Genomic DNA, 26,855 nt, shown 5'->3' with positions numbered 1-26,855 from the left:
CGGATGCCCAGGTAGCTCAGTTGGTAGAGCAGCGGATTGAAAATCCGCGTGTCGGTGGTTCGAATCCGCCCCTGGGCACCATTTTTTCCCATTCATACCCTGCCGACCGGTCGCGATATAGCGCAATGCCGCTCGGCAAAAATGATCGCACTCTTAAAACTTTGGCATGAATCTGTCGCGTTTCTAAGAAAAGCATCGACTCTCAGTGATCGACTGCCTCATGCGAGGCAATTGCAAGAAGCGGTGTGTCAAGGCCTTAGCGGAAATACGGGGCACGCCCCGCCTTGATCAGATGATAATCTTCCCTCACCGAAATAGCGGCCGTCCAATTTTCTAAGATTTGTCGAGGAAACTAAATTAACTGCAATAGCGCACAGTAGAGAATAACGCTCAGTGTTTATAAAATAATAGATCAGAAATACGAAATTCCAATTCGAAAAAACTTAAATATCTAATACGGCGCACAATATTATTATCACATTTGATAACATTCAACCATAATGGAAAGTAATATTTCTGAAAACGTCATATTTATCAGAAAACTGTCAATTTCAATTTCCGTCTTCGGAAAGATTCGAATTAGCTGAAATGAATATGATAAGGATACGAATTTTAGTAAACACAAGATAACGACTCATAAATAGATTCATCGCTAATGTTTTTGTACATATTCGAACATTGATCTACGATGACATCGATTGACTACGCGTTTGTTCATATCTCGTAGAACAATCTAAACACCAGAGATGCTTGGGTCATAACAAGTGCCACAACGCAGCATCACCGATGAGGAGATCGGACTGATAAAGGCAATGCTGGCGCGTGGGCAGCGCAATCGCGACATTCAGTTCTATTTCAACCGTCAGGAACGTCCGGTGAATTCGGGCCGGATCAGCCAGATAAGAGGCGGCACTTACGGGCGCGATGTCCCAACGGCAAATGACGCGGCATTAGATGCTTTCTTGATAACTTTCACGCCTAGAGAGGTCGGTGTTGTTGTTGAGGACAATACTGCAACACAACGGAGGACTCTGGCCGATCGTGCGCACGGGCGGTTCGAGCGCCGATCCGATGGCCAATGGTATCTCGCCGATGGCGAGACATCCGAGCAAGAATGTAAGGAATCCTTCGATCCTAGGCGATTAACTCCAATTGTCAGAGCAGTGGCAGGTCTAGCCAATAATCGGGGGGGATTTGTCTTCATTGGGGTTACAGATGATGAATGCCGGGTTGTGGGACTTCCCGACGATACCTTTGAAAACACCGATGTTTCGACAATAGCCGATAAGGTAAAATCCTTCCTCACGCCAACGCCCATATTTTCGAAATGCTCCATTAATTTGGGCGGTCTGAGAATTGGTGTCATCCACGTCGAGAAGTACTCACTTCCCCCGGTGATCGTTTGTCGCGATGGCGACGGACTTTCGGATGGTAGCATCTTGTTTCGGTATCCCGGTCAATCTGCGCGTATCAAATTCGGCGATCTACTCGCCATGCTGAGGGAGCGCGACCACTCGAGCCAGACAATGCTCTTGTCAAGTGCTGCGAGACTATCAGCGATCGGAACTGACAAGGCACTAATTGTGGATACTCAAGATGGAACTCTCGATACAGGCAATGTTCAGATCACCATTGATCGCGAATTGGCAGACCAGCTTGAATTTATTCGTGAAGGCGAGTTTCTAGAACGGGAAGGCTCGCCGACGCTTCGTCTTGTCGGCGACGTAAGGGCCATTGACCAAAATGGGCAGATTCGCGAGCGGATTGAAGAGCGCGCCCTGACTGCTGACATGTCAGTGAAGGCCTACCTGCGCCATGAACGTGAACGAACTCCGATGGAGTACGTACGCCTTGCCGCTCAAGTTCAACGTCAGTGGCTACCGTTGTTCTATTTCATCAACCTAAGTGGTCAGAATGTTGAACAGGCGGTTCAAATACTTGACGCTACCGAAGCGGTCTACCTGCTCCCTAAACAACGAGCGCTTGAGCGGCTTCGTGGTGAACTTCGCGCCTACACGGCATTGAGTGGCAATGCCGTACCTGTTGGCGAGGAAATCCAAGCCGGTGAGATCGATGGTCTGGCCGATCGATATCAGCCGACGTTGATCGCAAGAGCCATTCAAGGGCTTCCCAATGACTTTGAAAATGTCGAACCGCTTCTAGAGATCCTAGACGGATTACTCAACACATATCGTAGTAATAGCGCTGTGCGCGGTGCGATTTACCGCGCAGCCAGTCGCCTTGACGAGATTGAGTTCATTGAACTATCCCAAGTAGATAACTGACGTTTAAGCTCCGCCCCGCTTAAGGATAACAAGAACAAGCAGTGCGCCGCGTATGGAGTGCCAATTTACTTGTCCGATCTGAGAATCTTCGGCGTGAATGGTTCTGGCCTCATTGACACAGTTGACATGGCATTTGTTAGCTTGCCCTCGACCTTGGCCCGTCGGAGTGGTTGTACTCGGGGCGTCGCAGGCAACGTTTCCGGCAGCGAGCCGGCGACCCACCTGTAATACGACTACATAACCTCGGCGTCCGCTGTCGCGGCCCGCCAAGACGGCACGCCGCCTCGGCCGGCGCACCGCCCCGGTGACCTGTCCAGCGCCTAGGCGAGGTCGAAGCGGTCCGCATTCATGACCTTGGTCCATGCGGCGACGAAGTCCTGCACGAACTTCTCCCGGCTGTCGTCCTGGGCATAGACCTCCGCATAGGCGCGGAGGATCGAGTTCGAGCCGAACACGAGGTCGATGTGGGTCGCCGTCCACCTGGCCGCGCCGGTCTTGCGGTCGCGGATCTCGTAGAGGTTGTTGCCGGCCGGCGTCCAGGCGTAGCGCATGTCCGTCAGGTTGACGAAGAAGTCGTTGGTCAGCGCCCCTTCCCGGTCCGTGAACACGCCGTGCCCGGTGCCGCCGTGGTTGGTGCCGAGCACGCGCATGCCGCCGACCAGCACGGTCATCTCGGGCGCGGTCAGGCCCATGAGCTGGGTGCGGTCGAGCATCAGTTCCTCCGCGCTGACGGCGTAGTCCTTCTTGAGCCAGTTGCGATAGCCGTCGGCGATCGGTTCCAGCGGCTCGAAGGACTCCGCGTCGGTCATCGCGTCGGTGGCGTCGCCCCGGCCCGGCGCGAAGGGCACGGCGATCTCGACGCCGGCGGCCCGCGCCGCCTGCTCGATCCCGACATTGCCGGCGAGCACGATGACGTCGGCGAGGCTGGCACCGCCCGCCGCCGCGATCGGTTCGAGGACGGCCAGCACCCGGGCCAGGCGCGCGGGCTCGTTGCCGGCCCAGTCCTTCTGCGGCGCGAGGCGGATGCGCGCGCCGTTGGCGCCGCCCCGCATGTCCGAGCCGCGATAGGTCCGCGCGCTGTCCCAGGCGGTCGCGACCATGTCGCCGACCGAGAGGCCGCTGGCCGCGATCCTCGCCTTGACCGCCCCGACGTCGTAACCGGTTGGGCCGGCCGGCACCGGGTCCTGCCAGATCAGGTCCTCGGCCGGGACCTCGGGGCCGATGTAGCGCGCCTTCGGCCCCATGTCGCGGTGGGTGAGCTTGAACCAGACCCGCGCGAAGGTGTCCCGGAAATAGGCGGGGTCGGCGCGGAACCGCTCCATGATCGCGCGATAGGTCGGGTCCATCTTCATCGCCATGTCGGCGTCGGTCATGAGCGGCATGCGGCGGATCGAGGGATCCTCGACGTCGACGGGCTTGTCTTCCTCGCGGATGTCGACCGGCTCCCACTGCCGGGCGCCGGCGGGGCTCGTGCGGATTTCCCACTCATGGTCGAGCAGCATGTCGAAATAGCCCATGTCGAACACCGTCGGATGGCTCGTCCAGGCGCCCTCGAGGCCGCTGGTGATCGCGTCGCGGCCGACGCCCCTGCCGCCCGGGTTCTTCCAGCCGAGGCCCTGGTCCTCGACCTCGGCCGCCTGCGGCTCCGGGCCGAGCCGGCCCGCGTCGCCATTGCCGTGGCACTTGCCGACGGTGTGGCCGCCGGCGGTCAGCGCCGCCGTCTCCTCGTCGTTCATCGCCATGCGGGCGAAGGTCACGCGCACGGCCTGGGCCGTCTTCAGCGGGTCGGGCTTGCCGTCGACGCCTTCCGGATTGACGTAGATCAGGCCCATCTGCACGGCGGCCAGCGGGTTGTCGAGCGAGTCCTCGTCGCCGGCGGTCGCATAGCGGTCCTTGGCGAGCCATTCCGTCTCCGAGCCCCAGTAGGTGTCGGTTTCCGGATGCCATATGTCGGTGCGGCCGAAGCCGAAGCCGTAGGTCTTCAGGCCCATCGATTCATAGGCGACGTTGCCGGCGAGGATGATGAGGTCGGCCCAGCTGATCCGCCGGCCGTATTTCTTCTTGATCGGCCAGAGCAGGCGGCGGGCCTTGTCGAGGCTGACGTTGTCGGGCCAGGAATCGAGCGGGGCGAAGCGCTGGTTGCCGGTGCCGCCGCCGCCCCGGCCGTCGGCGAGACGGTAGGATCCGGCGGCATGCCAGGCCATGCGGATCATGAGCCCGCCATAGTGGCCCCAGTCGGCCGGCCACCAGTCCTGGCTGTCGGTCATCAGCGCGTGCAGGTCCTTCTTGAGCGCCGCGACATCGAGCTTCTTCAGTTCCTCGCGATAGTCGTAGCCCCTGCCCAGCGGATCGGTCTTGGCGTCGTGCTGGTGCAGGATGTCGAGGTTGAGGGCGTTCGGCCACCACGCCATGACATTCCTGCTGCGGGCGGTATTCCCGCCATGCATCACCGGGCATTTGCCGGCGCTCGTCCCATCTGCATTCGACATGGCGAAGCTCCATCGCGCTGTTTTGGAATAATTCCAAACTAGAACGCCGCGAGTCGGGCGTCAATAGTCTGGAATCATTCCAATGAAGAAAGACGCCCGCTGCCGGGCGGCTCTCGCGGATCATACTTAAGATATAGCAAATATGCCCGAGAAGCAGCATGGCGCGTTGATGGCGATCAACGCACCGGGATTGGTCCGCCCCGTCCTCACGGATATCTGGCCTTTGCGCGGCATTCGACCGATACTCCCCCGCGCGAGAGGAGTGGCACGCCCTGGAACGCCGCCTAGCCGTCATCATGGCCGCCGATGTGGTCGACTACTCGCGCCTCATGGGCGAGGACGAGACGCATACCCTTGCCGCGCTCAACGCCTTGCGACAGGACATTCTCCAGCCCCGGATCGCCGGCGCCAACGGCCGGATCATCAAGCGCATGGGCGACGGCTGGATCGTCGAGTTCGCCGACGTTTCGAACGCGGTCGCCTGCGCGGTCGATCTGCAGGCCGGACTCGCGGGCCACGGGATCATCCGGCTCCGCGTCGGCGTGCATATCGGCGATGTCACCATCCAGGAGGACGACATCTACGGCGACGGGATCAACGTCGCGGCCCGGCTGGAGGCCCTGGCGGAGCCCGGACAGGTGCTCATCTCGGACATGGTGCATCACAGCCTGGACAAGAAGGCCGCCGGGCAGTTCGGCGGCGGCGACATGCACGCGCTGAAGAACATCGCCCGCCCGGTCGGCGTGTGGCGCTGGCCCGCCGGGCCGGCGGCCGCCGATGTCGCCGATGTCGTCGAAGCTGTCGAAGCCGCGAACGGCCTCGCGCTCCCCGCCAAGCCGTCGATCGCCGTGCTGCCCTTCGACAACATGTCCGGCGATCCGGAGCAGGAATATTTCTCCGACGGCATCACCGAGGACATCATCACCAGCCTGTCGAAGTACCGCTCGTTCTTCGTCATCGCCAGGAACACCAGCTTCACCTTCAAGGGACAGTCGACCGACGTGAAGGCCGCGGCGGCGCAACTCGGCGTCCGCTACATCCTGGAAGGCAGCGTCCGCAAGTCCGGTGAACGGGTGCGGATCACCGCGCAGCTGATCGAAGGCGAAAGCGGCAACCACATCTGGGCCGATCGATTCGACCGGCAGCTGCGCGACATTTTCGACGTCCAGGACGAGATCACCGAGACGATCGTCGGCAAGATCGGACCCGAGATCGGCAGTTTCGAGCGCAAGCTGGCGGCCCGGCAACGGCCCGGCAGTCTCGACGCATGGGGCCTGATGCAGCGCGGCCTTCAGGAGATGTGGAGGCTGGACGCCGCCGGCCTCGCGGCCGGCATCGACCTCTTTCGCCAGACCCTGACGCAGGATCCGAACCTGGCGCAGGCGCACAGTTACCTTTCCTTCGCGCTCGAACAACTGAGCCACACGGATTCCGCATCCGACCGGGCCGACCTGCTGCGCGAGGCGCGGGACCACGCGGTCACGGCGATCGGGCTGGACGACACCGACGCGCTGTCCCACGCCGTCCTCGCCCGGCTGTACGGTAACGAGCGCCGCTACGAGGACGCGATCTCGGCGGCCCGGCACGCCATCGCGCTCAACCCCAACTTCAGCATGGCCCATCATGCCCTGGCGGCGATCTGCTTCTGGGCCGACCGATGCGCAGAGAGCATCGAGGCCTCGCACCAGGCGATCCGGCTCAGCCCGAACGACCCCTTCATGCCGCTGGTGCTGGCGATCCGGGGGCAGATGATCATGCGCTCGGGCGGCGACCGGGAGGCGGCGCTCGAAAACGGCCGCCGCGCGGTGCGCCTGCAGAACGCGGATTACCGGACCTGGTTCCTCTTCGCCTCGGTCTGCAGCGACGCCGGCCTCGCCGACGAAGCCCGGGACGCCGCCCGGCGCGTCCTGCAACTGTGCCCCAGTTTCACCGTGAAACGGTTCCGCGAGACGTGGTATCCGGGAATAAGCGACACCCTGATGGGCTATTACGTGTCGCAGTGCGCCCTGCTCGGGTTGCCGGCGGAATGACCGGCGACGGCCGGGCGGCGCGCCGGGCCGTCCCGGTCCGCTCGCCACCATGCCCGCCGCGTCCCGAGGAGGTTCCATGCAGCCGATCTATCTCACCTACCTGAACCGTTTCGATGTCGAGGCGGCGGCGCTGACCGATGGCGAGATCATCGCCGCGATCGAGGCCAGCCTCGCCATGCAGGGGCGTGGCGAGACGGTCATAGAACCGCGCATGCACCTGGAGCCGCGCGCCGGGGTCGAGGGCCATTTCAACGTGCTGCGCGGCTGGATCGGCGGCGGGATCGATGCCGCCGGCGTCAAGGTGGTCGGCGACTTCGTCGACAATTACAAGCACGGCTTCCCGTCCGAGTTCGGCATCCTCAACCTGTTCGATCCACGCACCGGCGTGCCCACGGCGATCCTGGATGCGAGCGGCATCACCGACATGCGGACCGGCGCGGTGACCGCGGTCGGCGCGAAACACCTGGCGCGGAAGGGCGCGAAGGTGCTCGGCCATATCGGCGCGCGCGGCACCGCCTACTGGAACGTGCGGCTCCTGAATTCGCTGTTCGATTTCGACGAGATCCGCGTCCATTCCCGCCGCCCGGAAAGCCGGGTGCCCTTCGCCGAACGGCTTTCCCGCGACCTCGGCAAGACGGTCGTGGCGACCGACGACTGGGAGACATGCGTGGCGGGCGCCGACATCGTCGTCGAGGCCTCCCGCCTGCCGGCGCCGGAGCCAATGCTGAAGACCGAATGGATAAAGCCCGGGGCGCTGGTCGTCCCCTACGGGACGATGAGCGCGGTCGAGCTTTCGCTGACTGACATCATGGCGAAGCTGGTGGTCGACGACTGGGGCCAGTGCAAGGGCGGCAAGTTCGGCGCGCTCCGCGCCCATGTCGAGGCGGGCAAGCTCTCCGAGGCGACGCTGCATGCCGAGCTCGGCCAGATCGTCGCCGGGCTCAGGCCCGGGCGGGAAAGCGACGACGAGACCATCCTGCTCTGGCATCGCGGGTTGTCGCTCTCCGACATCGCGCTCGGCCACGCCATTCTCGCCAAGGCCGCGGCCGCCGGCATCGGCCACCGGCTGCGCTACGCATGAGCGCTCCGGTCCGCGAACAGGGCCTCGCACTCGACGGGCCGCCGCTCACCATCGCCGACGTGGTTCGCGCCGCCCGCGCCCCGCTCCGCCTGACGCTGTCCGACGACATCCGCGCGCGCATGGCCGCCACGCGCGCCGTGGTCGATGCCCATGCGGCCGGCGAGACGCCGGTTTACGGCCTCAACACCGGGCTCGGCGGCAATCTCGGCCACCGTATCACGCCGGGCGAAATGGCCGCCTTCCAGGAGCAGATGATCCGGGGCCGGGTCGTCGGCATCGGCGAGCCGCTGCCGGTCGAGACCGCGCGGGCCGCGCTTTTCTGCCGGACCGTGGCGCTGGCCAGGGGCGGCGCCGGGATCTCGCCGCATGTCCATGACCTGATGATCGAGATGCTGGCCCGCGACGTGACGCCGGTCGTACCGGGCCGGGGCTCGATCGGCGCCGGCGACCTGGCCCTGCTGATGGCCATCGCTGACGTGATGATCGGCCGCGGCCTGGCGGTGCATGGCGGACGCGCGATGCCGGGCGCCGAGGCGCTCGCCGCGGCCGGCCTCGAACCGGCGCGACTCGGCCCGAAGGACGGGCTCGCCATCGGCAACGGCTCGGCGGTGACGGTCGCCATGGCGGCGCTGGCGCTCGATCGGCTCCGCGACACGCTGGCCCTTCATGTCAGCACGGCCGCGTTCGCCTGCGCGGGCTACGGCGCCAACCCGCGGATCTTCGACGAACGCTTCGCCGATGCCCGCCCGGCGGCCGGCCAGCGGGAGGCGGCGGCGCTGTTCCGCCGTGCGCTGAAAGGCGGCACCCGGGAGAGCGCGACGGCGCGGGTGCAGGACGCGCTGTCGTTTCGCACGCTGGCGCCGGTGACCGGCACGATGCTCGCCGCCTTCGACGCGGCGCGGGCGGCGGTCGAGGTCGAGCTCAACGCCACCGCCGACAATCCGCTGGTGCTGCCCGACGACAGCGGCGGCGCGGGGGCGGGCGAGATCCATTCGACGGCCAACTTCCACACGCCGGCGATCGCGCTTGCCTTCGACACGCTCGCCATCGCCATGACCCATCTGGCGACCGCCTCGGCCCAGCGCACGATCAAGCTGATGACCGGGCGTCTCACCGGGTTGCCGAATTATCTGAGCCCGGTCGGCGGCGCCTCGGCCGGCCTCGTGCCGATGCAGAAGACCGTCGCCGCGCTGCATGCGGAGATCAGGCTGAAGGCTGAGCCGGCGAGCCTCGACGCGCTCGCCGTCTCCGACACGGTCGAGGACGTGGCGCCGCAATCGCCGCTCACCATCCGCAAGCTCGACGAACAGACGGCGCTGGCCCGCTGGCTGATCGCGATCGAGGCGCTCGTCGCCGCCCAGGCCGCCGACCTGCGGTTCGGGGCGGAGGATGCGGCGGCACGCGCGGGCGCGGCCGGTGGGATGCTGCACCGGATCGTCCGTGCCGCCTGCCCGACGCTCACCGGGGACCGGGAAACCGGCCCGGACGCCGATGCCGTCCATGCGGCGCTCTGGCGGGCGGACACCGTCGCCGCGATCCACGACCTGTTCGCCGACACCCCCTCGCCGATATCCGGGCGCGGCTGGGAGGAAACATGACCAAGGCGCAGTCGTTCAAGGCCATCGTGCCCTTTTCCGGTCCGGACGAGGCTGCGGCGGGCCCGGCAATGGAGTAGGCCGGCGTACCGATTGACGGTCGCGCCATGTCCCGATATTCTGAATTCGGAATTCAGAACTCCACGCAATCGCCCGCCGGAGCCACCATGCGCCCGCTCGACGCGAAGCCCGACCTGACGATGCAGACCCACGCGGCGATCCGCGCGGCGATCATGTCGGGCGATCTCGCCCCCTCCGCCCCGCTCACCCAGGAAGATCTCGCCGGCCGGCTCGGCGTCAGCCGCCAGCCGATCAGTCACGCCCTGATCCTGCTGAAGCGCGAGGGCCTGGTCGTCGATCGTGGCCGCAAGGGCCAGATGGTCGCGCCGATCGACGCCGACCGCCTGCTCGCGCTCTACCAGGTGCGCGGCGCGCTCGACGGCCTCGCGGCCCGGCTCGCGGCCGGTCACGCCGGCGACGGGTGCGCGCGGCAACTCGATACGCTCATAGCCGACGGCCGGGCGGCCGCTGCGAAACGCGACATCGGCGCGCTGGTCGCGGCCGACGTCGCCTTTCACCAGGCGCTGCAGGCCCTGTCGGGCAATGCCGAGATCGCGGGTACGGCCGAGGGATTCTGGCCGCACATGGCGCGTTCCATGCGGGTCGTGCTGGAGGATGCGGACGGCTGGGCAGCGATCTGGGACGAACATGCGGCGATCGCCGGCGCGGTGATCGCGGGCGATGCGGCAGGGGCCGCCACGCTGGCCACCCGCCATGCCGAGCATGCGGGCGAGACCACCCATCGCCGGCTGACGTCGGACTGACGGCAGACGAAGACCATCGCCCCGGCGGGACGACCGGGCGCGGACGCGGGAGGAACGACCGATGCGGCTGAACGAGACGGAACTGAAGCGCTTCGACGAGGACGGCTATCTCTTCTTCCCGGGCAAGTTCACGCCGGCGGAGGCGGCAATGCTGAAGCGCGAAGCGGAGACGGTCTACGCCACCGACCGGAAGGAGGTCTGGCGGGAAAGCTCCGGCGTCGCCCGGACCGCCTTCGCGGCGCATACCTACAACGAGGGCTTCCGCCGGCTCGGCGCCCACCCGCGGCTGATCGAGCCGGTTCGCCAGCTGCTCGGCGGCGAGGTCTACATGCACCAGTACAAGGTCAACGCCAAGGCCGCCTTCGACGGCGACGTCTGGCAGTGGCACCAGGACTACGGCACCTGGAAACGCGACGACGAGATGCCGGAGCCGCGCGCGATGAACATCGCCGTCTTCCTCGACGACGTGACCGCGGCGAACGGCCCGCTGCTTTTTATCCCGGGCAGCCACAAGGCGGGCGTGGTCGCCGCCGGGCACGACCTGGCGACCACCTCCTACCCGCTCTGGACGCTCGACCGGGCGACGGTGACCGAACTCGCGGAGCGCGGCGGCTGCGTCGCGCCGACCGGCCCGGCCGGCTCGATGCTGATGTTCTCCTCGCTGCTGGTGCATGCGAGCCCGCCGAACATCTCGCCGTTCGGCCGCACCATCGTCTATCTCTCGCTCTGCGAGGTGGAGAACCACATCCGCGCCTTCAGGCGCGAGCCGTGGATCGCGCACCGCGACTTCACGCCGATCACGCCGCTCGCCGACGACTGCCTCGACGAACTCGTCGCCGGGCAGGCGGTGGCGGCGGAATAGCAAGGACGGACGCATGTATCTCCATTCCGATCTCCTCGCCCGCGCGGCGGCCGGCAAACCGGTACGCGTCGGCCTGATCGGCGCCGGCAAGTTCGGCTCCATGTTCCTCGCCCAGGTGCCGAGCACGCCGGGGCTCGAGGTCGCCATTATCGCCGATCTGGCGCCGGACCGGGCGAAGGCCGCCTGCCGCACGGTCGGCTGGTCCGACGAGCAGATCGGCCGCACCCGCTTCACCGACGACGCGATGACGATGCTCGCCTCCGGTGCGATCGACGTTGCGGTCGAGGCGACCGGCAACCCGGTGGCCGGGCTCGGCCATGCCCGCGCGGCGATCCGGAACGGCATCCATATCGTCATGGTCAATGTCGAGGCCGACGTGCTCGCCGGGCCGCTGCTGGCGGAGGAGGCGCGCCGCGCCGGCGTCGTCTATTCCATGGCCTACGGCGATCAGCCGGCACTGACCGCCGAACTGGTCGACTGGGCGCGATCCTGCGGCTTCGACGTGGTCGCCGCCGGCAAGGGCACCAAGTACCTGCCCGCCTACCACGCCTCGACGCCCGACACGGTCTGGGACCATTACGGGCTGACCGCCGAGCAGGCGGCGGCGGCCGGCATGAACAGCCAGATGTTCAACTCCTTCCTCGACGGCACCAAGTCGGCGCTGGAAATGGCGGCGATCGCCAACGCCACCGGGCTCGACGCGCCGCCGGACGGGCTCGCCTTCCCGCCGGCCGGGACGGACGACCTGGCGCACGTGTTACGTCCCGCGTCGGAGGGTGGCCAGCTCGCCGCCAGGGGCCAGGTCGAGGTCGTCTCCTCGCTCGAGCGCGACGGCCGGCCGGTCTTCAAGGATCTCCGCTGGGGGGTCTATGTCGTGATCGAGGCGCCGAACGACTATGCCGCCGGCTGCTTCCGCCAGTACGGCATGAACACCGACGCGTCGGGACGCTATTCGGCGATGTTCAAGCCCTTCCACCTGATCGGGCTCGAACTCAACATCTCGATCCTCTCCGCCGCCCTGCTCGGCAAGCCGACCGGCTCCACGCAAGGCTTCCGGGGCGACGTGGTGGCGACCGCCAAGCGTGCCCTGAGTTCCGGCGAAATGCTGGACGGCGAAGGCGGCCACACGGTCTGGGGCAAGCTGATGCCGGCGAAGACTTCGCTGGCGCTCGGCGGGCTGCCGATCGGACTTGCCCACGGCGTCCGGCTCAGGGCCGACATCGCCCGGGGCGACCCGGTCCGCTGGCAGGATGTCACGATCGACGAGAGCCTCGACGCGGTGAAGATCCGCCGGGCGATGGAGGCCCGTTTCGGCGGTGAGAAGGCGGCGGCAGCGGAATAGGAGCCAATCACCGTTCGAGCATAAGCCGGCGGAAAGATTCCCCCGAGCGCTCGATCACACTATCAGGCGGCCGGAACGTGGTCGAAAGTAAAATCCTCCGTGTCGTTGCACCAGCAACAGAGCAGATATTCGCCGTCGGGGCCGATTCCTTCGAACGCCTTTATCTGTCGGCGCATCGCGCCAAAGCGGCTGCCGGTATTGGCCTGGTTCTTGTCGGAAAACACCATGACTTTCAGCGCGGCACGGGCAACAAGAAGTTTCCCGAAGTCGTCGCATACCTCTTCCGGCCCCCCGAACTCGCTTTCCATGGCCAGCGGCATCGCGCGGAGATATTTTTTGCACGACTTTTCGTCGTCGGGAACCGCGACGTAGTCGAGCCAGCAAAGATCGAACAGCCACTCGCCGGTGCAATCGGCCTTTTCACGCTTGTGTCCATAGACGCTGTAGCGTGATCCGCTGGTATTCTCGCCGTCACATGGTGCTGCCGGATCGACAATTTCCCTGACGGCGCGCTTCACCTCGCTTGTCCACTCGAAACCAGAACCAGACTGTTGCGCGTCTCTGGCAACGCCTTCAAGCGCGCGCCTGATTGCGTCGATGAAATCGCCGATGTCGTCCATGATACGCCCCAGTGATGTATATACTGGCAGTATTTTTACCGCATAGGTTGGGTCTTTTCTATCCGGATGGCAGGCACGCTCGGCAGGGCGGCTAGCGCGGCGCGTCACGCTTGCCCACGGCGTCCGGCTCAGGGCCGACATCGCCGAGGGCGACCCGGTCCGCTGGCAGGATGTCACGATCGACGAGAGCCTCGACGCGGTGAAGATCCGCCGGGCGATGGAGGCCCGTTTCGGCGGCGAGAAGGCGGCGGCAGCGGAATAGGGCGCGTAAACGCGATCACTCGAGCACGACGTAGCCGTTGCTGCATCGCGCCGCCTGGTTCGCGAACTCGGCCCGGTAGAGCATGCCGCGGGCATCCAGCGCCTGCTGCAGTTCCGTGACGCAGCGTGCGCCGTCCAGATGGCCGACGAGATTGCCGAAGAAGACGATCGCGCCCGGCTCCAGCTGCCCGAGCTTCTCCATCTCGACGATCCCGACTTCCTGGCCTTCCGGCATGTAATAGGCCGAAAGCCGGTGATAGAATCCACTTCCCCACCTGGAATAGAAATAGGTGCCGCCGCCGGTGCGGCCGGCCTCGGCCACCACCGCGTCCGCCACCCAGTGCCAATCCTGGTGCGGCAGGAACCGTCCTGCCATCACGTCGCGTATCTGCAGCTGGCCAACCAGCGCGATGACCGCAAGCCCGGCAACGGCGAACCCGGCGCCGGCGCGCGACCGCCAGACGGCGGCGATGGCTTCGGCGAGGAGGTAGGACGCCAACGGGACCATCACGATGAAGTTCCGGTCCGTGCTCACGGGCGTGTGCAGGTTGATCGCCGCGGCGCCAAGGGTCGTGAGGAGGGCGACGAAGGCCGCGCGGAGCACGTTCCGCCGCATTCCCTCACCCGCCCCGGCGCCCCTCAACCGCACCAGAAGGAGGATGCCGATTCCCGCCACCGCGGCGAGCCTGAGCAGCAGGCCGCCGGCACCGGCATCGAGCCCGACGAGCCCCGCGAAGCGGTCCACGGCGTCCCAGAGCCACGGCGCCGACGCCATCGCCGATTGCCGGAGCGCATCGGCCGGCGTCGCCTCGATCCAGAAATTGCCGCCGACAAGCGACATGCCGCGTCCGACGACGAGGAAGATCGCCGGCCAGACGAGGATCGCCGTGCCCGCCGCGGCCAGGCCGAGCCAGCTCCGCAGCGTGCGACTTTCGAAGGCGGCGAGCCAGGCGAGATAGGCGAATGCCTGCAGCGCGCCGAAATAGTGGGTCAGCCCGAGTAGTACGAGCGTGAGCAGCAGCGGGCCGCGCCGGTCGTTCACCGCGAAAGCGAACACCATCGCCGAGACGAAAAGGAGGGCGGCATAAGGCCGGGCCTCCTGCGCGTAATGACAGATGAGCCAGTTCGAAAGCACGATCACCAGCATCATCGCGACGACCCGCCTGCCGACACGCGCCACGGTCATTGAAAGGACCCAGAGCGTGCCCAGGGCGAAGATGACGGAGAGGCTCCGGGTCGCCGCCTCCGAATCGCCGAAAAGCGCGATCCAACCGGTGAGAAGCAGCGGGTAGAAGGGCGGGTGGGGGTCGTTGATGTAGACCCCGACGGCCTCGCCGACCGGGAGCTTGCCGGCGACGACGCTGAAAAGCTCGTCGAACCAGTAGGAATAGCCGGCCTGAAGGCCATAGACCTGGTAGGCAAGAAACAGCAGGACGAGCGCGGACAGGAGGAGCAGGACGATCCATTCCGCCCTCCACACGAATCCCCGACGCTCGGATTCCCCCCTCATCTTCGGTCCGGTCAGTCCCCCCATCGAACATGAAAGTATTCAACGTCGCATCCCGACAATCAATCCCTAATTGTAATTATGTGCATGTTCACGTGTTATAATAGCAGGCCGGCGAAGGCTTGCCAGCAAGGCTCAGAATCGCGCACAATCATGAAATTAGAAATCTAAGAAACGAGGGGGAAGCGTCGTGCCCGAGCCGGAAACATTCGAGATCGACCGCGAGCCGGTCCACGTGAGCTACAGCGAGAAGACGGTCCTGCGGGAGGTTTACGGGTTCTCCGGCGGGATTGGCCGCGTCATGCTGGACGGCTATCGCTGGCGGCCGCGCGGCCGGCCCTCGAAGACGCTGCTGATGTACATGCATCCGGCCGCGACCATGCACAACCTGCCGGTGCCGGCGGCGATGGTGCGGGCCGGCGCCCATGTCCTGCTCGCCGGCAGCCGCTACAACCGGAACGACGCGCCGCTGATCATGGAAAACGCGGTCCGGGACTTCGGCGCCTACGTGCGGCACGCGAAGGAGGTCTGGGGCTACGAGAAGGTCGTCATGGTCGGCTGGTCCGGCGGCGGCTCGCTGACCACCTTCTACCAGTCGATGGCGGTCAACCCGACGGTGACGGAAACCCCGGCCGGCGACCCGGTCGATCTCTCCGGCTTCGTGCCGGGTGACGGTTTCGTCTGCCAGGCCGCGCACCTGTCACGCGCGACGGTGCTGAAGACGATGATCGACCCCTCGGTGCTGGACGAGAATGATCCGTCGATCCGCGATCCGGAGCTCGACATCTACGATCCCCGGAACCCCAACCAGCCGCCCTATTCGGCCGATTACATCGCACATTTCCGGGCCGCGCAGATCCGCCGCATCCGCCGCCGCACGGCCTATGTGAAGGAACTGCTGCACAGCCTGCGGAAGAAGGGCGCATCGGAGGCCGAGCGCGCCATCGTCACCCACCGCACGCTCGCCGATCCGCGCTTCATCGACCCGACGATCGAGCCCAACGACCGGGTCCCCGGCCAGTCCTACCTTGGCCCGCCGGAGCTGTCGAACTCGAGCCCGGCCGGCCTCGCCCGCTTCTCGACGCTCCGCGCCTGGCTGTCACAATGGTCGTTCGACGACACCAACGCGGACGCGATCGCGCATGCGCCGAATATCAGGGTGCCGCTGCTGGTGCTCGAGAATTCCGGCGACGACGCGGTGCCGCAGCCCCATCCGCGGGAATTCTTCGACGCCGCGACCGGCGCCACGGACAAGACCTTCCACGTCATCCGGGGCGCCAATCACTATTACCAGGACCAGCCGGAGCATTGCGCCGAGGCGGTGAGAACGGTGATCGACTGGATGAGGGCGCGCCAGCTCTTCGACTGAGCGACGGCCGCGCGGACGGCCGGGCCCTTACGTCAGCACCTTCTCGATCTCGCCCACCGGGTGGTTGGTGAGCGTCTTGTCGACCTCGGCGACGATCCGGTCGGAGACTTCCTGGTGCCAGTTCTTGCGGAGCTCGCCGAGCACATGGGGCGGCGCGACGACGATCAGCTGCGCGAACTTGCCGGCATGGGCAAGGCGGTAGAACCGCTCGGCGATTTCCTTCGCGAAACGGTCCTTGGCGAGCCGGTGCCAGTCGACCTCGTCCATGCCGCTCCGGTGCTGGCTGCCCACGCCACCCTGGTCGGGCATCCGGCCGGGCCGGTCGGTGCCCTGTTCCCGGCTCGGCGGATTGTCCTGCTCGAACAGCCGCATCATCTCCAGGTTCGGATAGACCTCGTCGCCCTCGTTCCGGAGGACCAGCGCCTTCTCGCCATCGCCGATCAGGATCCAGGCGTCGTGGGGAATGTTGAGCGCGGTCATGCTGTCACCTCGTCTTCGGTTCGTGTTGGGTCTGACCAGCGTAACGCGCCAGACCCGCCCCGGGTTGCATGGTGACACCGGGCGCCGGCCGGTTTTCCTGGCGGGCTAGTGCGACGGCATGGGAATGCGATGGTGCAGGCGCCTCGGCCGATAGCGATCCGACCGCGCCCCGGCCCAGGGTTCGCAGGCGATGCCATCATGGTCGGCGTCGTGGCGTGCGTAGTAACCCGGCGCCCCGCGTCGTGCCGGGGCAAGGCCGGCAAGCCGCGCAGCGCCGCAATTCGGCGCGGCCGCGACATGCCGGAGGGTCAGCACGGGCGGCCAGGGACTGGCCACGAACAGGCCATGGGCAGCGGCGGCGGCGAGGGAAACGATCAGCAGGGCGAGGCCCCATTCGCGCAGCTCGCGCCGCCCGTTACTCGCCCGGAAACAGGGCGCGCTCGTCCTGGCGAAGCGGCGCTTCAGAGCCGCCGCCCGGCGCTCCCCTACCGCCTCGTCCCCGAGCCGGCGACGGCGCCCGGGCAGGTAGAGAAACTTCGCCCGGCCACCGGGGCGGCCGGGCCGTCTGCGCATTCCGCCGTGCGCCATGACCGGACCGCGCCTCCTTTTTCGATTGCATGAAACGCAATGCATACACGCAGAGTTTGAGCAGGCGGATCTCAAGCAATCGTTAACGCGACCGTCACGCCGGACATACCGTGGAATGTATTTTTGATATTCATTTCCCTGCTGGGTAGCGTCACCTGAGAGCGCGCCGTCGGCCGGCCGCGCGCTCGCCGCCGACCGGGCCCACCCGGTCAGCCCGGTTGATCCGGGGGTCGCCTGTCCGGCGGAATCACCCTGCGCGCCCCTTGCCATCTATGCCGGGACCGCCGGGCTCCCGGTCAGCGACCCGAGCCAGCTTGCCGAGTTCACCTTCGCCGACGTGGTCACCGCTGACGGGCCGCCCTACCGGGTCGACATGAGCCGCGTCGATTACGACATTTCCTATGTCGATCAGGTCTACCTGCCGGTCGCGATGGCGCCGCTCGGCAATCCGGACGTGGGCCGCATCGGCACCGTGCAGGGCTTGACCGGTTTCCGCGCAGTGCTGACCCGCTTCCTCGCGGACCGGCCGGGTTGGCCGACCTACCGTGGCGACCCGCCCTATCCCGGACCGCGCATCCCGGGCGCCTACAATGTCCTGGTCGGCGGCCCGGACCTGACGGCGGCCGGCGCGACCGTCGACGCCATGCGGGCCCTCTACGCGCACTGCACGACGGCGGCCGGCGACGACGAGCCCTGCCCCGCAATCCGCGCGGTCGACGACCTGTTCCGGCGGAACTACGCGCACTATCTGACGCTCGACTGCGCGCCGCATGCCACGCTGACCGCGGACAGCCTGCTCCGCCATGTCCATGGCTGGGTTCCGTTCAACCGGAACTGCACGGGCGGCGCCGCCGCCAATCCGCTGCAGGAGACCCCCGGGGTCGATTATCCGGCAGCGGTCGGGCACTATCTCGCCCTGCAATATCTGCCGTCGGGGGCATTCAACCCCTATGTCGGGCTGATCCACGACGCCGGCTATCTCGGCATGAGCGCCTATGCCTTCTCGATCGACGACGCGGTCGGCAACATGAACGAGAGTGGCGACGGGCTGATCGTCGTCGTCGGCGGGCCGCAGGGCCTGGTCAACCCGAGGCCCTACGACAGGAAGGCCCTCATCCATGTCAACCTAGGCCAGCCCGGCAGCGGCAGACCCGCCTGGTCCGACTACGGGATCTGCACCGACCGCCCGGACCGGGCAATCAATCCCGCCTTCCCGAGCTTCCAGGTGGCGACCGTCGCCTATCCCTGCACGATCAGCCTGAGCGACAGCCGGGACCGCGTCTACCGGTTCGTGATCGCCAATCCGCCGCCCGACCCGGCGGTCCGGTGCGACGCCGGTGCGACCGGCGACATGCTCGCCTGGTGCCGGGCGGTGACGCCGGACGGCGACGGCACCGCCTGGTATCTCGACACCCCGCCGCCGCTGGACTGAGCGCCCCGGCGACAGGGGGAGGGTCATTCGCCTGCCGGCGCACCGCCAATGTTGCAATGCAGCAATCGACCGTCTAAGAACGGGACCTTCGTGCCGGCCCGGCAGGCTTCAGGGTCGCGCGGATGGCGGTCCCGCCGCGCGGGCCGCGCCTCCCCCGACATGCTCCCGAGCGCGCGTTCCGGCGGCTTCGGGCGGTCCCGACCAGCAGCCAGGAAAGCCCATGCATTCCCTTCGCGCCTACCGCGACCAGTGGTTCGGCAACATCCGCGGCGACGTCCTCGCCGGCCTCGTGGTCGCGCTCGCGCTGATCCCGGAGGCGATCGCCTTCTCGATCATCGCCGGCGTCGATCCGAAGATCGGCCTCTACGCCTCCTTCTCGATCGCCGTCGTCGTCGCCATCACCGGCGGCCGGCCGGGCATGATCTCGGCCGCGACCGCGGCGACCGCCGTGCTGATGGTCACCCTGGTGCGCGACCACGGGCTGCAATACCTACTGGCGGCGACCGTCCTCGCCGGGCTGCTGCAGATCGCCGCCGGGCTGCTCCGGCTCGGCTACGTGATGCGGTTCGTCTCGCGTTCGGTGATCACCGGCTTCGTCAACGCGCTGGCGATCCTGATCCTGATGGCGCAGCTGCCCGAGTTGATCGGCGTCCCCTGGCTGACCTACGTGATGGTCGCCGCCGGGCTCGCCGTCATCTATCTCTTCCCGCTGCTGACCAGAACGATACCCTCGCCGCTGGTCTGCATCGTCCTGCTGACCGCCGTCGCGATCACCTTCGGGCTCGACGTGCGGACCGTCGGCGACATGGGCGAACTGCCCTCGACCTTGCCGGTCTTCCTGCTGCCGCAGATCCCGCTGACCCTCGACACGTTCATGATCATCCTGCCCTACTCGGCGGCGGTGGCGGCGGTCGGGCTACTGGAATCGCTGATGACGGCGACCATCGTCGACGAACTGACCGACCGGCCGAGCGACAAGAACCAGGAATGTATCGGCCAGGGTCTCGCCAACACGCTGACCGGCTTTATCGGCGGCATGGCCGGCTGCGCCATGATCGGCCAGTCGATCATCAACGTGAAGTCGGGCGGCCGCGGCCGGCTGTCCTGCTTCTGCGCCGGCGTCTTCCTGCTGTTCCTGATCGTCGTCGTCGGCGACTGGGTCAAGCAGATCCCGATGGCGGCGCTGGTCGCGATCATGATCATGGTCTCGATCGGCACCTTCTCCTGGTCGTCGATCAAGAATCTCCGGCATCATCCGCGCAGTTCGTCTATCGTCATGCTGGCGACCGTCGCCTGCGTCGTCATCACCCACAATCTGGCGATCGGCGTGCTCGTCGGGGTGCTGCTGTCGGGCATCTTCTTCGCCTGGAAGATCGCCCAGATCTTCCGCGTCACCTCGACGCTGTCGGCCGACGGCACGGCGCGGACCTACGTGGTGGAGGGCCAGGTCTTCTTCGCCTCGGCCGATGCCTTCACCGCCGCCTTTGACTGGAAGGAAGCGCTCGAGACCGTGACCATCGATGTCAGCCGCGCCCATATCTGGGACATTTCCAGCGTCGCCGCCCTCGACATGGTGGTGCTCAAGTTCCGTCGCGAAGGCGCAGAAGTCGAGATCATCGGCCTGAACCGGGCCAGCGAGACGATCGTCGACAAGCTCGCCGTCCACGACAAGCCGGGCGCCCTAGACGCGCTGATCGGGCATTGAGGAGAGGCCGATGTCGCACGTGATCGCCCTCGTCGACGGTTCGCTTTACGCCCACAGCGTCTGCGACCATGCCGCCTGGATCGCCGGCCGCACCGGCGCCTCGGTCGAACTGCTCCATGTCCTCGGACGCCGCGAGGCACCGGCCGCCGACGCCGATCTGAGCGGCAGCATCGCGCTCGGCGCGCGAACCGCGCTGCTGCAGGAACTGACGGCGCTGGACGCGGAGCGCGCCAAGCTCTCCCAGCGCCGCGGCCGGGCGATCCTCGAGGACGCCAAGGCCCGCATCGAGTCGGCCGGCGGCTGCGCGGTGACGACCCGGCTCCGTTTCGGCGACGTCGTCGAGACGGTCGCCGAGCTGGAAGCCGACGCCGACATGGTGGTGATCGGCAAGCGCGGCGAGGCGGCCGATTTCGCCAGGGGCCATCTCGGGTCGAACCTGGAACGGGTCGCCCGCGCCAGCCACAGGCCGGTGCTGGTCGCCGCCCGCGCCTTCCGCCCGATCGCGCGCGTGCTGATCGCCTATGACGGCGGGACCAGCAGCATGAAGGCGGTCGACCATGTCGCCCGCAGCCCGCTGTTCGCGGGGCTCGCCTGTACATTGCTGAGCGCCGGCCCGGACAATCCGGAAACCGCGCGCGGTCTGGCCAATGCCCGCGCCATGCTCGAGGCCGGCGGCCACGCGGCCGAGACCGCAATGGTCCCGGGGCAGCCCGAGACAGTGATCTCCGAGGCGGTCGAGGCCTCCGGCATCGACCTGCTGGTCATGGGAGCCTACGGCCATTCCCGGATCCGCAGCCTGATCCTCGGCTCGACCACGACCCAGATGATCCAGCTCTGCCGGATCCCGGTCCTGCTGTTCCGCTGAGGCGTCCGCCTGCCGGCGATCAGTGGAGGCCGGTTGTCGCGCCGCCATCGACGGCGATCTGCACGCCTTGGATGTGCCGGGCAGCGGGATCGCAGAGGAAGGCGACGACATTGGCCACGTCGTCCGCCTGGCCGAGACGGCGCATCCCCGACGACGCGAGGGTGCGCGCCCGCTCCTCCTCCACCGTGGTGCCTGAAGCGGCGGCCCGCTGCTCGATCATTTTCTGCATGCGATCGGTGACCGTCATGCCCGGATGGACGATATTGACGTTGACGTCGTCCTTGATCCCCTGCGTCGCCAGCGCCTTGCTGAAATGGGCGAGCGCCGCGTTGACCGCGCCGCCGACCATGAAGCCCGGCCCGGGGGTATAGGCGGCGCCGCCGCCGATGTTGACGACCGTTCCCCTGGCCTCTTTCAGGGCCGGCCAGAACAGCCGGGTGAGCCGCACCGCGCCGTGGAACTTCAGATCGAAGCCGGCCATCCAGTCCGCGTCCGGCTGCTCGGGAAAGGCGCCGGCCCTCGTCGCGCCGGCGCAGTTGACGAGGATGTCGATCCGCCCGAAACGGTCGAGCGCCGCCTTCGCCGCCGCTTCGCAGCCGGCCAGCGTCGCCAGGTCGATGGCTGCCCATCCGGCGGCCCGGCCCTTCCCCTCGATCGCGCCCGCGACCTCGGCCAGCGCCGCGTCGGAACGGGCAAGCAGGAAACAGTCGGCGCCGTCGGCCGCCAGCCGCTCGGCGATGGCCCGGCCGATTCCCTTTCCGGCCCCGGTAACGACGGCGATCTTGTTCGACAATGCACGCTCGGACACGGCTCTTTCCCCTGAACAGGTTGCAAGGCGGCTTCGCCACCCGACCAGACGATCCAGACGACCCCGGGCGGCAACGGCGATCCCCGGATCGTCAGATAGCACAGATGACGCCGGGAACGCCCGTTCAATGCTGGACCGTCGGCGGAACCGGCGACCTCGCCGGTCGACGCTCGCCGGGGCGGCTGCGAATTGCAATCGGCGGTCTCCCCGGAACAGCGTGATTGTGCGCTGCGATAGAAATCTGCGCCGTCCTTCATGACGCCTATGTGTCAGTCATACTCTTGTTTCATGATGCATTACTGATCTTGCATTTCCCCAGAATTAGGCGCAGATTTTTGCAACGCACAATCGACGGCCTTCACTGTGCGCCGATGTCGATTGCGCGCCCGGCAGATGACCGGGGACACGCCGCGTGGGCGGCAAAATGCTTGCAGGGGGCATCATGCTGAAGGGAAAAGTCGCGGTCGTCACCGGATCGACGAGCGGGATCGGGCTCGGTTGCGCGCGGGCGCTGGCGGAAGCCGGCTGCAAGGTCGTGCTGAACGGCCGCAAGATGAACGACGAGGCGGAAGAGCTTCTGAAGACCATCCCGGCCGAAACCGGGTCGGAGGTCATGTTCGGCGCCGCCGACATGGCCGAGGCGGGCGAGATCCGCAGCATGATCGGCGACGTCGTCAAGAAGTGGGGCGGCGTCGACATCCTGATCAACAACGCCGGCATCCAGCATGTCTCGCCGATCGACGAGTTCCCGGAAGAGAAATGGGACCAGGTGCTGGCGATCAACCTGACCTCTGCCTTCCATACGACGAAGGCGGCCCTGCCCGGCATGAAGAAGAAGGGCTGGGGCCGGATCATCAACATCGCCTCGGCGCACGGCCTCGTCGCCTCGGCCTACAAGTCGGCCTATGTCGCGGCCAAGCACGGCATCGTCGGCCTGACCAAGGTCACCGCGCTGGAGGTTGCCGAGATGGGCATCACGGCCAACGCGATCTGCCCGGGCTACGTCTGGACGCCGCTGGTCGAGAAGCAGCTGCCCGACCAGATGAAGGCGCACAAGATGTCCGAACAGGACGTGATCCGGAACGTGCTGCTGGCCAACCAGCCGAACAAGAAGTTCGCCACCACCGCGGAAATGGGCGCGCTTGCCGTATTCCTTTCGTCCGACGCAGCCGCCTCGATCACCGGCACCTCGATACCGGTCGACGGCGGCTGGGTCGCGCACTAGGCCGGCGGGAATGGCCAAGAGCGACAAGGCAAAGCGCACGCTCAAGCCCCTCAACCTGGCGCTCCAGGGCGGCGGCGCGCATGGCGCCTTCGCCTGGGGCGTCATCGACCGGCTGCTCGAGGAGAATTGCTTCGACATCAAGGGCATCGTCGGGACCTCGGCGGGCGCGATGAACGCCACCGTCACGGCCTCCGGCCTCGCCACCGGCGGCGCCGAGGGCGGACGCCGGGCGCTGCACGATTTCTGGAAGAAGATCTCGGACGCGGCCCGCTATTCGCCGCTCCAGGCCTCGCCCTGGGAGAAGATGTTCGGCACGCCGGGCAATCTCGATTCCTCGCCGATGTTCATGGCCTTCGAGGCAATGTCCCGGATTCTCTCGCCGTATCAGCTCAACCCGACCAACTACAACCCTCTGCGCGACGTACTGGACGAGGTCATCGACTGCGACGCGTTGCATGTCTGCCGGAACCTGAAGCTCTTCATCTGCGCCTCGAACGTGAAGACCGGCAAGATCCGGGTCTTCGACGAACATGACGTGACGATCGACGCGGTGCTGGCCTCGGCCTGCCTGCCCTTCATGTTCCAGGCCGTCGAGATCGACGGCGAGGCCTACTGGGACGGCGGCTACATGGGCAATCCACCCCTCTACCCGCTGTTCTACCATACCGACTGCCGCGACGTGCTGATCATCCAGCTCAACCCGATCGCCATCCCGGAGGTGCCGAAGACGGCGCAGGCGATCCTCGACCGGGTCAATACGCTGAGCTTCAATTCCAGCCTGATGCGCGAGCTCCGCGTGATCGACTTCGTCACCAAGCTGATCGACGACGGCTATGACGGCGGCGGCCGGCTGCGCAAGGTCCTGATCCACACCGTCGATGCCGAGGATGTGCTCGGCAAGCTCGGCGCCTCGTCGAAGCTCAATGCCGACTGGGATTTCCTGATGTCTCTGAAGGAGACCGGCCGGCAACGGGGCGAAGCCTTCCTGAACGACCATTACGACAAGGTGGGGGTCGCCTCCTCCACCGACATTGCCGCCAAGTTCCTCTGATCCGAAGGACATGCAATGAACCGCGAACAGATCCTCGGCCTGCCCTCGATGCCGGCCGCCGGACCGAGCTACCCGTTCGGCCCCTACCGCTTCGTCGACCGCGAATACATGATCATCATCTACGAGAGCGACCCTGACGCGATCCGCGCGGCGGTGCCGGAACCGCTGGTCCCGGACGCCTCGAACCAGGTCTTCTACGAGTGGATCAAGATGCCGGACTCATCCGGCTTCGGCGATTATACCGAAAGCGGCGTCGTCATCCCCTGCCACTATGAGGGCACGCCCTGCAACTTCGTCGCCCAGATGTACCTGGACGACGATCCGCCGATCGCCGCGGGCCGCGAGATCTGGGGCTTCCCGAAGAAATACGCCCATCCGAAGATGGCCGTGCAAGTCGACACGCTGACCGGCACGCTCGACTACAGCGGCGTCCAGGTCGCGATGGGCACGATGGCCTACAAGTGGGAAAGCCATGCCCGCGATCTCGCCAAGACGGCGGCGGCGATGACCAAGATGCAGGTCAACCTGAAGCTGATCCCCGACGTCGACGGCAAGCCGGCGATCGCCCAGCTGGTGAAGTACAACCTGACCGAGGTGACGGTGAAGGGCTCCTGGTCGGGGCCGGCGCGGCTCCACCTGATCCCGCACGTCAATGCCCCGGTCGCCGACCTGCCGGTGCGCAGGATCGTCACCGGCCGCCATTTCGTCGCCGACCTGACCCTGCCCTACGGCGAGGTGCTGCTCGACTACCTGAAATAGACACCCTTCGAAACGCCTGCGCGGGCGGGGCCATCGGCTCCGCCCGTTGCCGTTCCGACCGTCAGACCGGGCCGAGCACGATCAGGGTCGAGGTGCCGTGGGCGAGCAGCTTGCCGTTCCGGTCACGCAGCATCGCGTCGGCGGTGATGATCTTGCGGCCGCGCGAGATGACCCGGCCCTCGCAGCGCACGAGCCCGGTCTCCGGGCTGATCGGGCGGGCGAAGTTCATCTTGGTCTCGACCGTCGTGTAGCCGATACCGGCCTCCAGCGTGGTATGGGCGGCGCATCCCGTGGCGCTGTCGACCAGGGTCAGGGCCCAGCCGCCATGCACGCTGCCCAGCGGGTTCAGCATCTCCGGCCCGGGCGTCCCCTCGAATATCGCGATACCGTCATCGGCCTCGACCAGGTGGAAGTTCATCAGTTTCGAGATCGGCGCCGAGGGGAAGCGGCCGTCGGCGACCCGCCGCATCACCTCCAGTCCGGGCAGGTCCCGGATCTCGTTCAGTTGAAGGGTGCCGTAGCTGACGGCCTGCGCGGCCGTTTCGTTGATCATCGCGTCCATCATTGTTGCTCCATCGACGATGTTTGTATATACATATGAATATGGACGAGACAAGGCAACAACGAAGTTCGCTGCGCAAGGCGGCGGCCCGGGTCGGCGGCGTCTGCGCCGGCTGGAACAGCCGCTTCGCGGCCCGGCGGATCTCGGCCTTCCTCGATGCGCGGATGGCTGAGGCCGGCCTCTCGATCAGCCAGTTCAGCCTGCTGATCCTGATCGCCACCGGCGACGACGACAGCCTCGGCTCGCTCGCCCGGCGCGGCCGGCTGGACCAGTCGACCCTGTCGCGCAACCTCGCCGTGCTGACCCGCGAGGGGCTGGTCGAGAACGCGCGAAGCGAGGTGGACCGGCGCATGCGGGCTATCCGGCTGACCGACGCCGGCGCCGACCGCCTGCGCGCGGCGCTCCCGGTCTGGGAGGCCGCGCACGCGGCACTCGAACAGGTGCTCGACGTCGACCTCGCCCGCCAGCTCGCCCGCGCCGCCGGCCGGCCTGCGCTGGACATTCCGAATCCCGAGGACGGGGACGGCCCTGCGGCATAATGCGGCTGGCGCCGTCGAACGGGCTCCGCTACGGTCCGCGCATGGCAACTCCGGGGGCATATCGGCATGGAGACCGGCGGTCGATCCGCCGACCCGACAATGCGCGCGCCATCACCGCCCTGATCGCCCTCTTCGCCCTGCTGCTCGGAAGCCTGCTGCCGACGCTTGCCTTCGCGCTGTCCGCGACCGAGGGCGCGACGACAGCACTGATCTGCACCGGCCAGGGGCTCGTCCGTATCGATCTCGCGACCGGTGAACCCGTCGAGCCGGCGGGCGGCGCCGATCTGGGCGTCGACCTGGGCCCGGCCCCCGGGCATTGCATCCTCTGCCTCGCGCCCGGCGTTGCGGCGCCCGGGTCCCCGGCCGCGCTGACCGCGCAGGCGATCCGCTATCCGGCCCTCGCCCTGCCGCACCCCGACATGGCACCCCGCCTCGGCCCGGCCGCCGACACGGCGTTGCCGGCGCCGCCCCGGGCGCCCCCCGGCCGCGGCTGACGCCTTCGCCCCCCGGGGCCAGCCATTCCGACCGACCGGCGCCAATCGCGCCCGGCCCGCCACTGCGGCATTCCGGAAGGCG

General features: G+C 66.7%; 23 protein-coding genes and 1 tRNA gene. 17 read left to right on the top strand and 7 right to left on the bottom strand.

Going from position 1 to position 26,855, the window contains the following annotated elements:
• The first annotated feature begins 5 nt into the window (after positions 1-5).
• Positions 6-81 (top strand) — tRNA-Phe (locus tag OCH7691_RS05455).
• 683 nt (positions 82-764) lie between these two features.
• Entirely contained in the window at positions 765-2,285 is a 1,521-nt protein-coding gene (locus OCH7691_RS05450) for an AlbA family DNA-binding domain-containing protein (RefSeq protein WP_085882357.1), read from the top strand.
• A gap of 320 nt (positions 2,286-2,605) precedes the next feature.
• On the opposite strand, the gene katG is transcribed toward OCH7691_RS05450, so the two are convergent.
• On the bottom strand, positions 2,606-4,774 hold the full coding sequence (gene katG, locus OCH7691_RS05445) for a catalase/peroxidase HPI (protein ID WP_085882356.1): 2,169 nt from the start codon (positions 4,772-4,774) through the stop codon (positions 2,606-2,608).
• Positions 4,775-5,070: 296 nt separating this feature from the next.
• Here katG and OCH7691_RS05440 point away from each other — a divergent pair, with 296 nt between their 5' ends.
• The 6 genes from OCH7691_RS05440 (at position 5,071) to OCH7691_RS05415 (ending at position 12,508) form a co-directional block, all read left to right on the top strand.
• A complete protein-coding gene (locus tag OCH7691_RS05440; protein ID WP_085882355.1) occupies positions 5,071-6,804 on the top strand; it encodes an adenylate/guanylate cyclase domain-containing protein in 1,734 nt (577 codons plus the stop codon).
• A 76-nt stretch (positions 6,805-6,880) separates the two neighbouring features.
• Positions 6,881-7,885, top strand: coding sequence for an ornithine cyclodeaminase family protein (locus OCH7691_RS05435; RefSeq protein WP_085882354.1), 1,005 nt, complete (start codon positions 6,881-6,883; stop codon positions 7,883-7,885).
• Positions 7,882-9,483, top strand: a complete 1,602-nt coding sequence (locus OCH7691_RS05430) for an HAL/PAL/TAL family ammonia-lyase (RefSeq protein ID WP_085882353.1) — start codon at positions 7,882-7,884, stop codon at positions 9,481-9,483. The genes OCH7691_RS05435 and OCH7691_RS05430 overlap by 4 nt, the downstream gene beginning before the upstream one ends.
• Before the next feature lie 164 nt (positions 9,484-9,647).
• Entirely contained in the window at positions 9,648-10,304 is a 657-nt protein-coding gene (locus tag OCH7691_RS05425) for a GntR family transcriptional regulator (protein ID WP_176244932.1), read from the top strand.
• A gap of 61 nt (positions 10,305-10,365) precedes the next feature.
• Entirely contained in the window at positions 10,366-11,166 is an 801-nt protein-coding gene (locus tag OCH7691_RS05420) for a phytanoyl-CoA dioxygenase family protein (protein WP_085882351.1), read from the top strand.
• Positions 11,167-11,179: 13 nt separating this feature from the next.
• The gene (locus OCH7691_RS05415; protein ID WP_085882350.1) at positions 11,180-12,508 is read left to right on the top strand and encodes an NAD(P)H-dependent oxidoreductase; all 1,329 of its coding nucleotides are present in this window, start codon (positions 11,180-11,182) and stop codon (positions 12,506-12,508) included.
• A gap of 62 nt (positions 12,509-12,570) precedes the next feature.
• Here OCH7691_RS05415 and OCH7691_RS05410 read toward each other — a convergent pair whose 3' ends face one another.
• Both OCH7691_RS05410 and OCH7691_RS05405 read right to left on the bottom strand, forming a co-directional pair.
• Positions 12,571-13,128, bottom strand: coding sequence for a hypothetical protein (locus tag OCH7691_RS05410; protein WP_085882349.1), 558 nt, complete (start codon positions 13,126-13,128; stop codon positions 12,571-12,573).
• A gap of 277 nt (positions 13,129-13,405) precedes the next feature.
• Positions 13,406-14,899: a glycosyltransferase family protein gene (locus OCH7691_RS05405; RefSeq protein ID WP_176244931.1), complete on the bottom strand. Its 1,494-nt coding sequence runs from the start codon at positions 14,897-14,899 to the stop codon at positions 13,406-13,408.
• Between the two features lie 187 nt (positions 14,900-15,086).
• Between OCH7691_RS05405 and OCH7691_RS05400 the strand changes: the two genes are divergently transcribed.
• Positions 15,087-16,265, top strand: coding sequence for an alpha/beta hydrolase family protein (locus tag OCH7691_RS05400; RefSeq protein ID WP_085882347.1), 1,179 nt, complete (start codon positions 15,087-15,089; stop codon positions 16,263-16,265).
• A gap of 27 nt (positions 16,266-16,292) precedes the next feature.
• Here OCH7691_RS05400 and OCH7691_RS05395 read toward each other — a convergent pair whose 3' ends face one another.
• Together OCH7691_RS05395 and OCH7691_RS05390 are read right to left on the bottom strand one after the other, a co-directional pair.
• On the bottom strand, positions 16,293-16,745 hold the full coding sequence (locus OCH7691_RS05395) for a host attachment family protein (RefSeq protein WP_085882346.1): 453 nt from the start codon (positions 16,743-16,745) through the stop codon (positions 16,293-16,295).
• 105 nt (positions 16,746-16,850) lie between these two features.
• Positions 16,851-17,318 (bottom strand): excalibur calcium-binding domain-containing protein, encoded by a 468-nt coding sequence (locus OCH7691_RS05390; protein ID WP_217807812.1) that lies wholly within the window; start codon positions 17,316-17,318, stop codon positions 16,851-16,853.
• Positions 17,319-17,670: 352 nt separating this feature from the next.
• Here OCH7691_RS05390 and OCH7691_RS05385 point away from each other — a divergent pair, with 352 nt between their 5' ends.
• From OCH7691_RS05385 to OCH7691_RS05375, 3 genes are all read left to right on the top strand, one after another.
• Positions 17,671-18,765 carry a hypothetical protein gene (locus OCH7691_RS05385; protein ID WP_085882344.1) on the top strand — a complete coding sequence of 365 codons (1,095 nt, stop codon included), beginning with the start codon at positions 17,671-17,673 and terminating at the stop codon, positions 18,763-18,765.
• A 220-nt stretch (positions 18,766-18,985) separates the two neighbouring features.
• A complete protein-coding gene (locus OCH7691_RS05380; RefSeq protein ID WP_085882343.1) occupies positions 18,986-20,470 on the top strand; it encodes a SulP family inorganic anion transporter in 1,485 nt (494 codons plus the stop codon).
• A gap of 10 nt (positions 20,471-20,480) precedes the next feature.
• Complete coding sequence (locus OCH7691_RS05375) at positions 20,481-21,335, top strand: universal stress protein (protein ID WP_085882342.1); 855 nt, start codon at positions 20,481-20,483, stop codon at positions 21,333-21,335.
• Positions 21,336-21,354: 19 nt separating this feature from the next.
• Here OCH7691_RS05375 and OCH7691_RS05370 read toward each other — a convergent pair whose 3' ends face one another.
• Positions 21,355-22,143, bottom strand: a complete 789-nt coding sequence (locus OCH7691_RS05370) for an SDR family NAD(P)-dependent oxidoreductase (protein ID WP_217807811.1) — start codon at positions 22,141-22,143, stop codon at positions 21,355-21,357.
• A gap of 442 nt (positions 22,144-22,585) precedes the next feature.
• Between OCH7691_RS05370 and OCH7691_RS05365 the strand changes: the two genes are divergently transcribed.
• From OCH7691_RS05365 to OCH7691_RS05355, 3 genes are read left to right on the top strand one after another with little or no spacing between them, the layout of a single operon-like run.
• The gene (locus tag OCH7691_RS05365; RefSeq protein WP_085882341.1) at positions 22,586-23,368 is read left to right on the top strand and encodes a 3-hydroxybutyrate dehydrogenase; all 783 of its coding nucleotides are present in this window, start codon (positions 22,586-22,588) and stop codon (positions 23,366-23,368) included.
• Between the two features lie 10 nt (positions 23,369-23,378).
• Positions 23,379-24,419, top strand: coding sequence for a patatin-like phospholipase family protein (locus OCH7691_RS05360; protein WP_085882340.1), 1,041 nt, complete (start codon positions 23,379-23,381; stop codon positions 24,417-24,419).
• Between the two features lie 15 nt (positions 24,420-24,434).
• The gene (locus OCH7691_RS05355; RefSeq protein ID WP_085882339.1) at positions 24,435-25,178 is read left to right on the top strand and encodes an acetoacetate decarboxylase; all 744 of its coding nucleotides are present in this window, start codon (positions 24,435-24,437) and stop codon (positions 25,176-25,178) included.
• Positions 25,179-25,239: 61 nt separating this feature from the next.
• Here OCH7691_RS05355 and OCH7691_RS05350 read toward each other — a convergent pair whose 3' ends face one another.
• Complete coding sequence (locus OCH7691_RS05350; RefSeq protein ID WP_139839525.1) at positions 25,240-25,731, bottom strand: PaaI family thioesterase; 492 nt, start codon at positions 25,729-25,731, stop codon at positions 25,240-25,242.
• A gap of 44 nt (positions 25,732-25,775) precedes the next feature.
• On the opposite strand from OCH7691_RS05350, the gene OCH7691_RS05345 reads away from it, so the two are divergent.
• Positions 25,776-26,279 carry a MarR family winged helix-turn-helix transcriptional regulator gene (locus tag OCH7691_RS05345; RefSeq protein ID WP_217807810.1) on the top strand — a complete coding sequence of 168 codons (504 nt, stop codon included), beginning with the start codon at positions 25,776-25,778 and terminating at the stop codon, positions 26,277-26,279.
• A complete protein-coding gene (locus tag OCH7691_RS05340) occupies positions 26,279-26,773 on the top strand; it encodes a hypothetical protein (RefSeq protein WP_085882337.1) in 495 nt (164 codons plus the stop codon). The genes OCH7691_RS05345 and OCH7691_RS05340 overlap by 1 nt, the downstream gene beginning before the upstream one ends.
• The last annotated feature ends 82 nt before the right edge of the window (positions 26,774-26,855 follow it).

This window comes from Oceanibacterium hippocampi, from assembly GCF_900172325.1.
GTDB lineage: Bacteria > Pseudomonadota > Alphaproteobacteria > Sneathiellales > Sneathiellaceae > Oceanibacterium > Oceanibacterium hippocampi.
Note: the sequence above shows the minus strand (reverse complement) of the source record. Positions and strands in the feature narration are given on the sequence as shown.